General features: G+C 48.0%; 8 protein-coding genes and 1 tRNA gene. 7 read left to right on the top strand and 2 right to left on the bottom strand.

Annotated features, from left to right (window positions below; genetic code table 11):
• The first annotated feature begins 26 nt into the window (after positions 1 to 26).
• Together GTN70_03010 and bamA are read left to right on the top strand one after the other, a co-directional pair.
• A complete protein-coding gene (locus GTN70_03010; protein ID NIO15962.1) occupies positions 27 to 4,334 on the top strand; it encodes a hypothetical protein in 4,308 nt (1,435 codons plus the stop codon).
• Positions 4,331 to 7,072 carry an outer membrane protein assembly factor BamA gene (bamA, locus tag GTN70_03005; protein NIO15961.1) on the top strand — a complete coding sequence of 914 codons (2,742 nt, stop codon included), beginning with the start codon at positions 4,331 to 4,333 and terminating at the stop codon, positions 7,070 to 7,072. Before GTN70_03010 ends, bamA begins: the two co-directional genes overlap by 4 nt.
• 10 nt (positions 7,073 to 7,082) lie before the next feature.
• Here the strand turns inward: bamA and GTN70_03000 are convergent, their stop codons facing one another.
• The gene (locus tag GTN70_03000; GenBank protein NIO15960.1) at positions 7,083 to 7,475 is read right to left on the bottom strand and encodes a hypothetical protein; all 393 of its coding nucleotides are present in this window, start codon (positions 7,473 to 7,475) and stop codon (positions 7,083 to 7,085) included.
• 176 nt (positions 7,476 to 7,651) lie between these two features.
• Between GTN70_03000 and GTN70_02995 the strand changes: the two genes are divergently transcribed.
• The 4 genes from GTN70_02995 to GTN70_02980 all read left to right on the top strand — a co-directional run bounded on the left by GTN70_02995 (position 7,652) and on the right by GTN70_02980 (position 12,339).
• Complete coding sequence (locus GTN70_02995) at positions 7,652 to 8,977, top strand: diguanylate cyclase (protein ID NIO15959.1); 1,326 nt, start codon at positions 7,652 to 7,654, stop codon at positions 8,975 to 8,977.
• Positions 8,978 to 8,998: 21 nt separating this feature from the next.
• Positions 8,999 to 10,177: a diguanylate cyclase gene (locus GTN70_02990; GenBank protein NIO15958.1), complete on the top strand. Its 1,179-nt coding sequence runs from the start codon at positions 8,999 to 9,001 to the stop codon at positions 10,175 to 10,177.
• A gap of 808 nt (positions 10,178 to 10,985) precedes the next feature.
• Positions 10,986 to 11,903, top strand: a complete 918-nt coding sequence (locus GTN70_02985; GenBank protein ID NIO15957.1) for a radical SAM protein — start codon at positions 10,986 to 10,988, stop codon at positions 11,901 to 11,903.
• A gap of 91 nt (positions 11,904 to 11,994) precedes the next feature.
• On the top strand, positions 11,995 to 12,339 hold the full coding sequence (locus GTN70_02980) for a hypothetical protein (protein ID NIO15956.1): 345 nt from the start codon (positions 11,995 to 11,997) through the stop codon (positions 12,337 to 12,339).
• Between the two features lie 92 nt (positions 12,340 to 12,431).
• On the opposite strand, the gene GTN70_02975 is transcribed toward GTN70_02980, so the two are convergent.
• Positions 12,432 to 12,520, bottom strand: a tRNA-Leu gene (locus GTN70_02975).
• Between the two features lie 156 nt (positions 12,521 to 12,676).
• Here GTN70_02975 and rnr point away from each other — a divergent pair.
• The gene (gene rnr, locus GTN70_02970; GenBank protein NIO15955.1) at positions 12,677 to 14,839 is read left to right on the top strand and encodes a ribonuclease R; all 2,163 of its coding nucleotides are present in this window, start codon (positions 12,677 to 12,679) and stop codon (positions 14,837 to 14,839) included.
• Positions 14,840 to 14,860: the final 21 nt, after the last annotated feature.

The raw sequence follows: 14,860 nt of genomic DNA, 5'->3' as shown, positions 1-14,860 counted from the left end.
GTCGCTCCTGACCGGGCAAAGCTGTAATGTCGAGATTGCAAAAGATACTTCTCCTCGGCCTCATTACCCTGACCGGCATTATACTGATACTTTTTATTCTCCTTTTTCTTCAAAGAGAGACTCTTTTTGCCAGACTGGTCTATTCCGCGAACCGGTATCTCCATTCAAGCGGATATTCTCTGAGTTATGAAGAAGCAAGAATCGAATTGTTACCACCGAGGTTATACCTTGAGGGAGTTCTCGTTACAGACCTGGAATCGGGCAATCCCGTTTTTGCTGCTAATAAATCCTATCTGTCTGTGAAGCCCTTGAATTTGATTATTCCCGGAGCATCGCCCCTGAGTCTAAAGCTCGAACAGTTCCGGGGAGTAGCAGAAAGGAAAATCCTGGACCTGATCGCCGGTTCACCGGAGCGACGGGGTGAAAAAAAGAGAAAAAGAGCAACGATTCCAACTCTCACACTGACGGATGGTTATTTTGAGTTTATCGGCCCCTGGAAAAACATCAACCAGGCAAAGCTTTCTGTAAAGTCACTCTATTACAGCGGCAATATCTGGGAAGGGTTGGGGGTTATCTACACATCCGGAAAAGAGGGGATTGCGGCCACCATCAATCGAGGAGGCAAGGATTACCCCGTCAAGATATCATCACTGCATGTAAACTCCCACATTTTGACCGATAAAGTTGACATTAAAAAATTGCGACTGGAGTCACCTTATGGCAATCTGTCGGTCCGTGGTCGCTATGACATGAACAGGGATGAACTGGAAGGTCACATAACGGGCGATATAGATCCAGAAAAGATCGTGCAGGATTATCAACTGGGGAATTTTGATAACATTGTCCGCAGCGGCAGGGTTTCCTTTTCCGGCAGGGCTCTGTTGAGCAAGGGAAGGATCAGTTTTTCCGTCGATACGGAATTTTTTGATTTGTCTGTCAGAGGAATCGAGTGCACCGCCTTCGCAAGGTGTATTTACGACAACGGGAGGTTCTCGGTAAGCAAACTTTCCCTGCGTGCGCCCTTCGGAAAATTGACCGGAGATGTGCAATTTGACATAACGAGCTTCCAGGGTAAAGGAGAGTTCGAAATAATCGATTTTTATCCCGGCAATTTGACGGACATCTTATTCAAGGATTCATTAATTGGCGCAGAGGGGAAAGGGAAAGGGCGTATTGTTCTCTCAGCACCTGAAAAGGGAACGGTGATACTTCAGTCGGCACTCCAGATGGAGGGAGGATTCAGTCTGGTGCTGAGAGAGATGGAGGAGAGGATTACCTGGGCCGAACCCGTTGCACTCAACAACCTTTCTGTGATAACCGATATTTTTCAAAATCCCAGTATCGATGTGCGGGAACTTACCATTGCTGATGAAGAAAACGTGATCTCACTGAAGGGAAGCCTCGACATGAAAGAGAGGATTGCCGGTATCAAGGGGGATATCGACATCACGAGGGTAAAATCACTCGGCTTGAGAGGTATTTTTGCGAGGTCAGGTGCCATCAGGGGTGATTTTTCCATTTCCGGAAATCTTTCCAACCCGCTCATAGAGTCGAGTTTTTCCCTCAGAGAATTCTCATTCAGGGAGCTTCCGCCGGGAAATATTTTTTTAAAAGCTTCGGGAGTTCTGGGAGGGAGCATATCGGTTATCGCAGATTACACGTCGACTATTGGGAGCATGTTGTTTGCCGGCACTTACTTCCCCGACAAGGAACTGTACTTTACGGGAAGCCTCAAAGCTGAAAATGTTGATGTTGGGGCCTTTACTTCGGATAATTTTCTGGAAAAAGAAATACACGACTCATTGGTAAAGCGCTTTTCCATTGTATTTCCCGTTGCGGGGAATGTCTCCTTCGATGGAAATCTCCTACTCGGCAAGGATACCGTCAATGCCAGGGGAGAGTTGTCATCGGATCAACTTCGCTCTTCCAGGATGAATTTGCAGGAAGTGAGAGGGAATGTCGGGTACGATGACGGCCTGCTTACCATAAGGGATATTTCCTTCAAGGCCTTCGGGGGGGGATTTCGGGCTCGGGGGAGCGTCGGGAAAGACCAGGTAGAGTTGCTCGGCAATTTTTCCGATATCGACCCGGTTACCCTGAACAGATTGATTTCCGATGAAACAGAGTTGGTAAAAGGAGAGACTCTCGATGGGGCATTTATTTTCAAATATAGCGGCGATGAGGTAGAGTTGCTGGATTTCCACCTTTCATCCGAGCGGATATCTATCCAGGATGCAGACCTTACCGGTCTCATTTTGGATGGGACGAAGAAGGGGCATGTTCTCTCTTTTTCACTTTCCACCTCCAATAAGCTCGTGAATCTCGATTTGGATTATGACCTCGAGGTACAGAATATTGTTTGCAACATAGCTTTCGATAACTTCCCGATAAAGTTCTCGGATAAACCATATGATGAAAGGCTGGGATTCTTCGGCATCAATATTTCCGGTTCCGCAGCGGTCGGTGTGAAAAGCATCTTTGATATTTCGGAATCGCCATGGGACATTTTTTTCAAAGCCAAATCGCTGAAAATGGATTTCAAAGCCACTCCCGTTTTCTCTCGATATGAGAGGGACCTGCCTGAATATCACGTGGAGGGGCAGAAGCGTGATGGAGGTGTGGTATGGGAGATAAGGTCCGCAAAATCAGGGCAACCTCTTATCGCCCGTGTAGAGAAGAGAAAAGATGGTCTGTTTTTATCAATCGGAGGACAGGTCAGTTCCGGTTTGTTTCCCCTGGTATTGCCATCGAGCATACTTGCCGAAGTCGAATCTGATCTTTTGATTGAATTTGAAGGCCCCCTTGTTTCTTTTCCGAAAGGGGGAACGGGCAGGGCTGTGCTGAGCAATTTAAATCTCGCGTTTCCCGGGGAGAATGTTACGGGTGAAAAGATCGTTGTCCGTTTCGAGGAAGAGAAGTTCATATTTGACGGTGCGTCTCTATCAGCCAACAACAATGTGTTCTCCCTCTCGGGGAGGGTTGGGTTGAACGGTTTCGCTGACCTCCTATTAACGGGTGAGTACGATGCCGGTCTCGTCCACACAATCGTCTCGGGCGTATTCGAAAAAATAAACGGCAAGGTTGCGGGTGGAATTCAGATAAGGGGCACGTTCCCGGATGTGGAGGTGTCGGGTCAGGGGTTAGGTAAGGATTTATTCATCAAATTCGTTGGATTCAAGCACCCCCTGGAGGATGTAACAGCAGGACTGACGTTCTTCAAGGACAGGATACTGTTCGACTCGATCAGCGCCACTTTGGGGGGTGGAGAGCTCGAGGGTTCGGGTGAGGTAAACATCCGAAAGGATGTCCCGGTAAATCTTTCGTTTAACGCGGATTTCTATGGCGTCAACCTTGCATATCCGTCGGAGTTGCCCTCGAGGCTCGACGGAGCAATCGAGTTGCTGGGACCGGTAACCGGGTTGTTTTTGCGCGGAGAGATCTACGTTGACAGGGCTGTCTACACGGAGCCGATATATCCGGAGGAAATTCTCGTTGATGTGAAAAAGAACATTGAAAAGTTCAATGCCCCCGTTGGAAAAGCCTTTGCAATAAATCTGGATATAGAATGTATTTCCGACGGGACTATATTTATCAAGAATAATATTGCAGAAGCTATTGCCGGAGGAAGCTTCCGTTTGCTCGGGGACACTACCCGGCCGGTAATTATAGGCACCTTCGAAGCTATCGAGGGAGAGGTCGAGTTCAGGGGAACAGAGTATACCATCGAAAGGCTTATCGTGGATTTCGACAACCCCCTCTCCAACAACCCAAACATCGATGCCTTTTCGCGGGCAGAAAAGGGAGAGTACACTATTTTTGTGGAAGTCACGGGAAGGCTCGATGACTATCTGGTTGAGCTCTATTCTGAACCTCCTCTCTCCAAGAATGATATCGTAAGCCTCCTTTCTCTTGGCGTCACCACAGAGGAGTATGCTGAGAACGGATCGTCGGTTACAACGGCAGGTCTCGCAACCGTTGCCCTTTCTCCCCTCAAGACTCAGATAGAGGAGGGGATCAGGACGTTTACCGGCTTCGAGAGATTTTCGGTTGAGTCGAACTACTCGCCTATTACGGGCGTGGTAGAGCCTACGGTCGTAATTGGAAAAACACTGGGAGACAGTTTTTCGATCGATTTTTCCACATCCCTTGTGGGATCGGGAAGAACGAATGTTATAGGCGAATTCCGTCTCATCAAGGATCTCTATTTCAGGGGTGACTGGACGGGCGGGGGCACCGCCAGTGAGGGAGACGTGGGGGGTGAGTTACGGGTCAAGAAACGTTTTCACGGCCTCACGGAATTAGGTGAAAAACTGTTCGGCGGTGAGCGCTGGTGAGGTGGAAGAAGGTTCGACTTCTCATACCAGCTGTTTCCACATTCATGTTGTTTTTTTCCGGCCACCCTGCTCTCTCTTCTGAGAACATACTGGGTAAGAGGGCGAGAAGCATTAAATTCGCCGTAGATTCCCCCTTTGAAATTTCCTATCTGGAACTGGGAACGCTCATCGCGGTCAGGCAGGGCCAAATCATAACGGAAGAGAACCTGAGAAAATCACTGAGCGGTTTGAACTCAAAGGGTATCTTCAAGAGGATATCTGTATTTGGTGAATCCGAAGGGGATGAGGCTGATATGGTTTTTTTCCTCGAGCCATCCGTTTCGATTGCATCGATACAGGTAAAGGGGGTGAAATATTTCTCCGGGAAAGAAGTCATCGCAAAATTGAGGCTGAGGGAAGGAAAGCTGCTCACGAAAGTAGAGACGGAGGATCTGAAGAGGAGTCTGGAAAACCTCTACAGGGAGAATGGATTTTATAATACGAAGGCAGATGTCAAGGTTGCCTGCAGCATGCAAGACGGAAGAGGACAGGTTGCTATCCAGGTCGACGAAGGTGACAGGCCGATATTGAACTTTGCTGATATTCGCGGAAACGAAAACATGAGTGATGAGGAGGTGATGGAGAGGCTCGGCATTATAACTGGCCAGTCGGTAAACCTCAAAAAAATCCGGGAGAAAGTGGGCAGGCTCATAAACGCATACAAGAAACGTGGTTTTCTCCTGGTGAGAATAAGCGAGCCGGAGCTGATCAAAGGTGAAGGCGGGATCAAGCTTGCGGTCAACATTGATGAGGGAGAGCGATATGTCATCGAGTTCGTGGGCAACAGAAACTATAGCGCGGCAAAATTGAAACGTGTTTCGGGTATTTTTACCGAAACGGTAAATTATGAGGGTGGGATCATCGAGGCCCTGAAGGATAATATCAGTTCGTTCTACATAGACAAGGCATATCCCTTTGTTCGGGTGGACGTCGACTTTTCAAAAGATCAGAGGAGGATCACCGTTCGAATCGAGGAAGGGAAAAAGGGGGTTATTGATAGTATCGATTTCAGCGGCAACAAAAACGTGGGCCGGAAAGACTTGATCGATGTAATGGACACATCGGAGCGCGGCTTTTTTTCCTTTCTTACCGGCTCGGGAATTTACAGGGAGGAAACAATCAACAGTGATCTGGAGAATTTGAGGGGATACTACCAGTCGAAGGGTTTTCCAAATGCAAGGTTTTCCATAGGTGAGGTAAGAAGCATCGAGGAGGGAAAGTTAAATCTCCAGATTGACGTGCGGGAGGGAAGCCGGTATATCGTCAAAAATATCGAAATGAAAGGAGTATCTTTTTTTGCAACCCGGGAGGTCTGGCGGGTACTGAAGAACCGTCCTGAAGTTCCGATCGATTACGTGGCCGCATTTGCCGATGCCTGGAAAATTCAGAAAATGTATTTTGATGCGGGATTTCATGACTGCAAGGTAACGGTATCGTTTAAAACCGACGAAGAGGCGCTTCATATCGATATCGTCTATACGATTACCGAGGGGAACCAGTTCACCCTCGGAAATATCGTGATAACAGGAAACGTAAAAGTATCTTCAGACGTGGTTCTCAGGGAACTTCCCGTCCTGATCGGGGATGTTATCGGCGAATCTGCACTGATAGATTTTCAGCAGCGTCTTTACAGGACGGGGCTTTTCAGGAGCGTGAAGACAAGGAAAATAATGAATCGGGAGGACAAAAAGATCAATCTCCTCATGGAGATTGAGGAAGCGGACGCCCTCGTCCTGGAAGCCGGTGCCGGCTGGGGCACCGATACGGGATACAGGGGAAGCGCAGGAGCCACGCACAAGAATATCGATGGCCTGGGGCGTAAAATCAGCGGCAATCTCATTGTTTCCGAAAAGGAGAGCAAATTTACCCTGGACTTAACGGAACCCTGGTTTCTCGGTTTGAACATAGAGGGAGGGATTAATTTCACGATCCAGAACACCGAAGAAGAGAGTTTCACACTGGAAAAAATTTCTCTCGGTGGCTCTCTCACGAGAAAATTCTGGGAAAGGTCCTCAACTGCTTTTGAGATAACCTTCAACAGGGAACGGACAAAAGATGTTTCTCCGGGTGCCATAATATCTCCCGAGGACGTAAGGGATGACAGATCGATCCTCTTCAGGTCAATTTTCGTTCTCGACCAGAGAGATGACCCATTCAATCCCCGTGGCGGCACGTTTAATTCGCTCGTTGGTGAGCTGTCACCGGACGTCATCGGCTCCCAGCTGGAATATTTCAAGATTACGGCTCAATCGGTGGGGTACTTCAAGCTGAAAAAACGCATCATATTTACGCTTTCGGGAAGGGGAGGTTTTGGAGAGTCACTTGACGGGGGCGAGTTGCCAATAGATAAAAGGTTTTTTCTCGGAGGGAGAACCACGGTAAGGGGGTTTGAGGAAGAAAGGCTGGGCCCGATAGGTGTAGATGGTTCTCCTGTGGGAGGGGATTCCATGATAAACCTGAATTCCGAGGCAAGATACTATTTGACGGACAGCCTGATATTTGCCCTGTTCTTTGATGCCGGAAGCGTCTGGCTCAGAAACATCGATGCGTTCGGATTCGATTTGCGGGAAACAGCAGGTTACTCGATTAAATACGTAACGCCGGTGGGTCCCGTGTCGTTTGACCATGGATTCAAGCTTGACAAAAAAAGGGGTGAATCAAAATCTGAGATTCATTTTACGATAGGGGCGGCCTTTTGATGGAATGCAGTCAGGCGACTGCTTGAATTTCCTCTTCCCTTTTTGTGACTACCGTTCCCGCGATCCGGTCGCCGAGTCTCTGCCTGTTGGGATGCATTATGGCAAACATCCCCTCCACGATGATTGCAACCGGCACGAGAAAATAGAAGATGAAGAGGATATTTCGGAATGAGGAATCGACGAAGCCTATTTTGCGTCCATCGACATGGGAGACTTTTAGGCCCAGAATTTTCTTCCCGATGCTCTGACCGCTGAAAAGTCCGTCTCTGAAAAGAATGTAAATCATGGCGATGAAATGACCGAGCCCCCCGAGCCCATAGAAAATGGCGATGTAAACAATCATGTCGATGATGAATGCAAGAAGCCTCGTGGTCATTTCGGCAGAATGTATGGTGTCCTGCATGGCCCTATCCGATCTTGTTTATCAGTGGGTAAATATACTCGAAATAGTTGTTTGAGGTCAATACATAAAAGCGATAATTCATCGACGATGATCAAATGGACACCCGTGGTCAAAGGTTATAATTATTCTATTACGGATTGACAAAAGGCTCCCTTTCAGTGAATAAATGAGGTGATGTGAAACGCATCATGTTGCAGGCAGGGAACATGTATCTTTTCATCTTCATACTGAACTCGCTTCTCTTCTTACTGCTGATGTATGTGTATTTCAGGTATTCCCGTCTCAGGAAAACGGTAAAGGGGCACATTGGAAGGATTCACGGGAAGGATATCACGGGGCGTGAAGCTCAGGGTGAAAAAGATGCCCTCGAGGAAAGTCTGCTCAAGATTGAAAGGAATATCGACGAGATAGATGTCGTTATCGATGAGAACAGGAAGCTGAAAGAGGAAGCGGGGAAAATAACAAAAGAATTAACGGAAACGAAAGAACACCTGACGTATAAAATTTCAGAGTTACACGCTCTTTTCGAAATATTGGCCTCAATAAGCCTGCTCACCGAGAGCGGAAACCTGTACGAATCTATCCCTGAATCGATGAAGCGGTACCTCGGTATCGAGGAGGTGGCAATTTTCCTGTTTGTTGACGAGAAAGATGGGCTTGTTTCGGTGAGCTACTCAAAGGGCCTCGAGGCGATTTTCAAGGATCGTGTGATAAAGAAGAACGAAGGGATTGTGGGCAGGGTCTACAGCACGGGCGAATCCCTTTATATTCCCGACATAAAGCAGACGTCGGAACAGATTCAGATGAGAAAGCACTTAAGAGACATCCGTTCGGTTATCGCCGTTCCTCTCAAAAAAAGGGACAGGACGATTGGGGTCTTTTACATCAGTCATAAGGACGAGAATGCTTTCGATCCAGAAACTCTCGGAACGGTGAAGACGCTCGTTCGCACCATATCTATCGCCATCGAGAATACAGAGCTGTACCAGTATGCCAAGATGATGGCGGAGAGAGACTCGCTCACTTTGCTTTACAACCATGGAACGTTTCACTCCCGGCTCGATTATGAACTCGAACGGGCGGCACGGTACCGCCGTAACCTCACACTTATCATGCTCGACATAGATGCTTTCAAACTCGTGAACGACAATTTCGGCCACGTTACGGGAGACAGGATCCTGAAAATGGTTGCAGGTGTTATAAATGCCCATACACGTAAAACGGATATCGCTGCACGCTACGGGGGGGATGAGTTTGCTATTCTGCTCCCCGAAACGGACCATGACGCGGCTTTTCAAATAGCCAGGCGAATCTGTTCGGGTCTAAAAAATTTACAGGTCGACACCGGCAGGGGGGGAGACATCACCGTTACGGCCAGTTTCGGCATAGCCTCTTGCACACACGACTCATCGGATAGAAATAATATTGTTCATATTGCTGACTCCCTCATGTACACTGCGAAGAACGCGGGATACGGGGAGATTGTGACGAAAGTTATATAATCAGCGAAGATGGGTATCCCTTTGACCCAGGCCAAAAGAAATAAGCACACCTATATTTCCTCGGAAGTCCCATCAACCGAAGAGATTGATAATATCAAGAAAGCGAGAACAAGAGTGGTTCTCGTCATTAAAACGAGATGGGCCATTCTGGGGATATTGCTTCTCTATGGCTTGTATGCGACCTTTTTCTATACGCTGGAAGGACTGTCTGAACTCTCGCCAATTGAAAAAGCGGTTCCCGTTGCCGCGTTTATCATTGCCGTGGCGTATAATGCCTTTTGCCACTATTCTTACCGATGGTTCATGAATTTCCGTTACCTGAACCTGATCCAGATAATGATTGACCTCGTCTTTGTTACCATCATTGTCCATTTCAGCGGAGGGGTTGTTTCCTGGTTCTGGGTAATGTATTTCGTCCTCATCGTTGAAGCAGTATTTCTCGGGGAGAGGATTTACGATGCCTGGACGGTGGGTATCGGTGCATCGATCCTTTACGGGTGTCTCCTGGTTGCCGAGTTTTCCGGGATTATCCCTTCGGTGCAGATGCCTTTTGTCAACAATCTCCTGCAACAAAACTTCCAGTACGGGATGATCAAGTGGGCATGGGTTTCGGTGGTATGCCTGTCGGTGTCGGGGATTGGGTATTACATGATGAGGGAATTGAGAGGAGAAGAAGAGATAATGAGGAAAATGAATATCGTCGATCATCTAACCGGACTCTATAAAGGCTGGCACTTAGACATTCGTCTCAACTCCGAGATTCAAAGGGCAAAGAGGTATGGAAGAATATTTTCCCTCCTCATTCTCGATGTCGATGATTTCAAAAAGCTCAACGATACCTATGGCTACGAGGCTGGTGACATCCTCCTTGCCGGTGTTGCTGAATTGATCAAAAAAAATATCAGGAGAAGCGATTCCATCCGGAAGTATGATATAGATATCCCCTGCCGGATGGAAGGAGGGAGGTTTGCGGTTATTCTTCCGGAAGCATCATCGGTTCAGGCGGGGGTTATTGCTGAGAGACTCCGAACTGGTATCGAGTCTTGCGATTTCGAGGGGAAAAGTGCTACGGTGAGTGCCGCGATCGCTTCGTTTCCGGACCACGGCACAGATATGAATTCCCTCAAAAAAGCGGCAAGCGACGCGATGTCCCACGCCAAAAAAAAGGGGAAAAACAGGGTTATCCTGGCGAATGCTTGAATGGGATAGGGTGGGAGAAGCTGCCAAACGAACCGGTTCCTACTTTGCATTGTCAGCGTCGCCATGGTATGGAGAATATGAAGGTAGATCAGAGGTTGATCTCCTGGTGCCGGCTCTATCCCTTCGGCGGGTTTATCCCCGGTGTTTCCCATGAGGTTGAAAATAATCTGAGTGTTGCCCTGGGATATTCCGAGCTCGCAAGAAGTAATCCAATGGATGAACTAAGCTGGCTTAAATTACTTAATAATAATAGTTAAATGCACAGGCAAGATATCCCGGATAAAGAAAAAACATTCCTGTTTTGCCGGGGGACAGGAAGAGGATACACTGTTTGAAATAAAAGAGACCATACATGAAATCATAACATTTGCGGGGTACCAGCTAAGAAAGAATGGTGTCGGACTAAAAATAGGCCTTCCCGATGAGGAGCTGTTCTTGCACGGCAGGCGGAAAGATTTTGCCCTCATGTTGCTCAATGTCATGGTCAATGCCTCCGAATCGATGGCTGATGGGGTTGGGTGCCAGACTCTTGCAGTCAGCCGTGATACAGATGGTACAATAGAAATAACCGTCTCGGATGTGGGGGTGGGCGTACGAGCCGAACTATGAGAGATGATCTTCAAGGCCGGGTTTACAACGAAGGGGGAAAGTTACAGGCTCGGTCTCGGCTTGCCCGACTCACGCCAGTTAGCCAAACAATTCGGGGCGTCGATATATGTCAGTTGAGAATCTAAGAAGGGTGCGCAGTTTACAATCGCGATCCTTAAAAACCGGTGAGCAAAGACAATAGCAGGTTGGTAAACAGGACATGAGCAAACAAGACTATCCTTCCTACAGGTCGTTTGGAAAGGATGAACTTTCCCTGAGGGGACAGATGCTTTATCAGCGACTGACGAGTTGCTCCCTCTGCCCCCGGGATTGCCGCGTCAATCGATTGGAGGGTGAACTGGGTTTTTGCAGGACGGGAGAGAGCGCAATTGTATCTTCTTTTGGTCCCCATTTCGGGGAAGAGTCCCCTCTGGTTGGCAGACATGGGTCCGGAACGGTATTTTTTGCCAATTGCAACCTCGGATGTATATTCTGCCAGAATTACGACATATCCCACCTTGGTAGGGGAACCCCGGTGGACGCGTCCGAACTGGCTTCCATATTCCTGAAGATACAGAACTATGGATGTCACAATCTCAACCTGGTAACGCCCACACACGTTATTCCCCAGGTAATAAATGCTCTTGAAATCGCTCTGGAAAAAGGTTTTTCCCTTCCCGTTGTCTATAATTGCGGCGGTTATGAGTATGTTGAGTCGATCAGGGTGCTCGATGGAATCATCGATATATACATGCCCGATTTCAAGTTCATGGACGACGACATAGCCTTCAACCTGACAGGTGCCAGAGATTATTCGACACATGCCAGAGAATCGGTAAAGGAGATGCACAGGCAGGTAGGGGATCTGAAACTGAGCAGGGAAGGCATCGCATTGAAGGGACTCTTGGTAAGGCATCTTCTCCTGCCAGAATTTCTTTCCGGGACAGAAAAAGTGCTCGAATTTATATCAGATGAGATAAGCCCGAACACCTATCTTAACCTTATGGATCAATATTATCCCTGTTACCTTGCGAGAAGCCATGAAAATTTGTCGAGGCGCATAACCCCCGAAGAATGGAGAAGGGCTGTTGGCCTCGCCAGAAGTTTGGGCCTTGCAAGACTAGACGGGGAAGTGTGAAAAAGGCCAGCCTCTTTTCTCACAGCGGAAAATTCACTGTTGATTTTAATTTTTATTCGTTTAATATAGTAAAAAAAATATGAGGACTGGCATGGCAGATCTCATTCGCCTGGATGAAATTGTGAAGAAGCTGAAGGAGAAGAAGAGGAGAGAAGGTGAGTTCAGGTATGTATATAGAAAGTCCGCCCTCGAAATGACCGAAGTTGAGAAGGGTGAGCTAATAGATGACATAGACGAGATTACCACCTGCCTCATAGAGGAAGTGGAGGAACTGAAGAAAAAAATGATTGACATGGAAAAACTCAACACCGCGTATATCGACCTGATGAGAAAACTTGTCGAGCTGATCGTGATATCGGACGAGAAAGAGAGCGACCGGGTCCTCGTCCAGATACGCGAGTGGATAGCAGAGGAGAAGAGGAAGTCAGAAAATTAAAAAGTCCCCCCGCCCACATTCCAGCTAAAAACCAGAATGTTTGGCCAAAGACACAAGCAAGATTTGTTTATCCGGAAGCTGTTTCAAGAATTTGGTGCCGAAGGCGGGACTCGAACCCGCACGGGGACAATTCCCCACCAGACCCTGAATCTGGCGTGTCTGCCAGTTCCACCACTTCGGCACAATTAAACCCGGATTATCTATAATAATAGCATGACCATCATTGTCAATTTGTTTGTTTTGATACGAGGGGAGACTTTTTAACTGATGGCGGTGGATTTGGACCAGAGAAAAGAAAACATCCATTAAAGACAGGTTTGCAGACGCTGAGGATCGAATGAGGAGAAGCAGAAAAAAAAGAAGTGGCAGGCGGGCGGCGAGGGAAAGAATGAAGAGGGGGATTTTTCAGGCCTTGAAACGGGTTGAAGGAAAAACCCTTGCAGTGAAAGAACTCTCAGAAATTATGGGCGACGACCATTTGACGCCGGAAATAATCGGGTCCCTTGTTGCTGAGCTGATAGATGAAGGGAAGGTGAGGCGTGCGGGAAAGGGGAGGCTTGCAGCAGTGTCGCCTTCCGTGCGTTTCGAGGGGAGGTTACAGATGCACCCTTCCGGTTTTGGTTTCGTGACCGTTGACGGTCTCGACAAAGATGTCTTTATCCCGAAAGGGAAGATTGGCAATGCCTTTCACAATGACCTCGTGGAAGTGAAGGTGGACAGGGCCCGCATGGCCACGCGGGTTTCAGGGCGGATAACAGAGGTAATAGAGAGGGGAATGAAAAAGGTCGTAGGCAGGTATTCTCGCGGCAGGGGCGGGCCGGTACTGAAGGTTGAGGACAAGAAGTTCTCCTACCACTTCGATGTTTTTTCCACCTCCGTAAAGGGTGTCAGGGAAGGAGACGTGGTTGAAGGGGTGATTGAGGGAAAGGCCAAACGGGGTCACAAAAGGGGTGTCAGGGTCGTGAGGAAAATCGGACAGGTTCCCGATGTAGAAGCGATTACCCTGTCGACTATACATCTTTACGGGATGGAAAGGGATTTTGACAGCAAGGCGCTGCGGCAAACCTCATCCCTCCCTGCCCGTGTTCGCTCAAAAACGCGTGGAAGAGTCGACCTCACCGGTTGCCCCTTTGTAACGATCGACGGCATTACCGCCCGCGATTTCGACGATGCCGTGTGTCTGGTAAAGGATGGCGAGAATTTCCGGCTTCTTGTTTCGATCGCAGATGTGAGCGAATACGTCAAGTATGATACACCCCTTGACAGGGAAGCAATGAACCGGGGGGTGAGCGTCTACTTTCCCGACAGGGTTATACCGATGCTGCCCGAGAGATTGAGCTCAGACTTGTGCAGTCTCAGGGAAAAGGTCAACAGGCTGACAGTGACCGTTGATGCTCGAATAAACAGGCAGGGAGAAGTCGTGGCCGTTGATTTTTATCCCTCGGTAATCCGGAGCAGGAAAAGACTCACCTATGAATACGTGCAGAGCTTTCTGGACAACACGGAAGGAACCCACCTTCACGATGAACTCGGGGAGATGCTCGTTATGATGAAGGGGCTCGCAGAGGTGCTATACAGAAAACGGGTCAGGGAGGGCTCACTGGATTTCGATCTTCCCGAATCCCAGGTGCTCATTTCCCTTGTCGGGGACATCGAAAAGGTAGTGGAGGAAGAGCGTCTTTTTTCGCACAGGATAATAGAGGAATTTATGCTTCTTGCAAATGTGCTGGTTGCAGAGTACCTTGACGGGAAAAATTTGAAGATCCTCTACAGGGTGCATGAGCGCCCCGATCCCGTCAAGATGAAACAGTTTTTTAAATTTTCTTCAAATTTCGACAGAGATCTCTCAATCCAAATGACCGTAAATGATGCTTCCATCCAGAAAATGCTCGATTATGTAAGAGATAAAACATACGGGAAGATATTTAACCGTGTTTTGCTGAGAAGCTTTAAGCTGGCACGATATTCGCCGGTGAACCAGGGGCACTTCGGTCTTGGGTTCGAAAAATACACCCACTTTACATCCCCTATCAGAAGGTATCCGGACCTTATGGTCCACCGCGTCCTGAAGTATGCACTCGGGGAAACGTCATGCGAAGATTACCCTGCCAGCATCGCGGGAAATCTTGATCAGATTGCCGATTTCCTGTCAAAAAGGGAGAAGGAATCGGAACAGGCGGAAAGAGACGTGATCGATAAATTGAAGGCTCTTTATATGGTCGGTCGAGTGGGGGAGCGGTTTAACGGGTTGATCACTTCGGTGCACCCCTTCGGGTTTTTTATCGATTTAGAAGATGTTTTTGTCGAAGGGCTCGTTCATATCGGCGATCTGCCGGATGATATATATTTCATGGATGGGGCAGGGTTCTCGCTCAAAGGACGATATTTCGGAAAAACTTTTTCAGTGGGAAACAGGGTGACCATCGTGGTAAAAGAGAGTGATCCTCTCAAAGGGAGGGTCGATTTCCTTTTGGTTGAAAAAGGTGTTCAAAAAAAATAAAATGAGACGAAAATAGGATGA

It is taken from the genome of Deltaproteobacteria bacterium (assembly GCA_011773515.1).
Classification (GTDB): domain Bacteria; phylum Desulfobacterota; class Deferrimicrobia; order J040; family J040; genus WVXK01.
The sequence above is the reverse complement of the archived record's forward strand: the minus strand, read 5'-3'. Positions and strand labels throughout refer to the sequence as shown.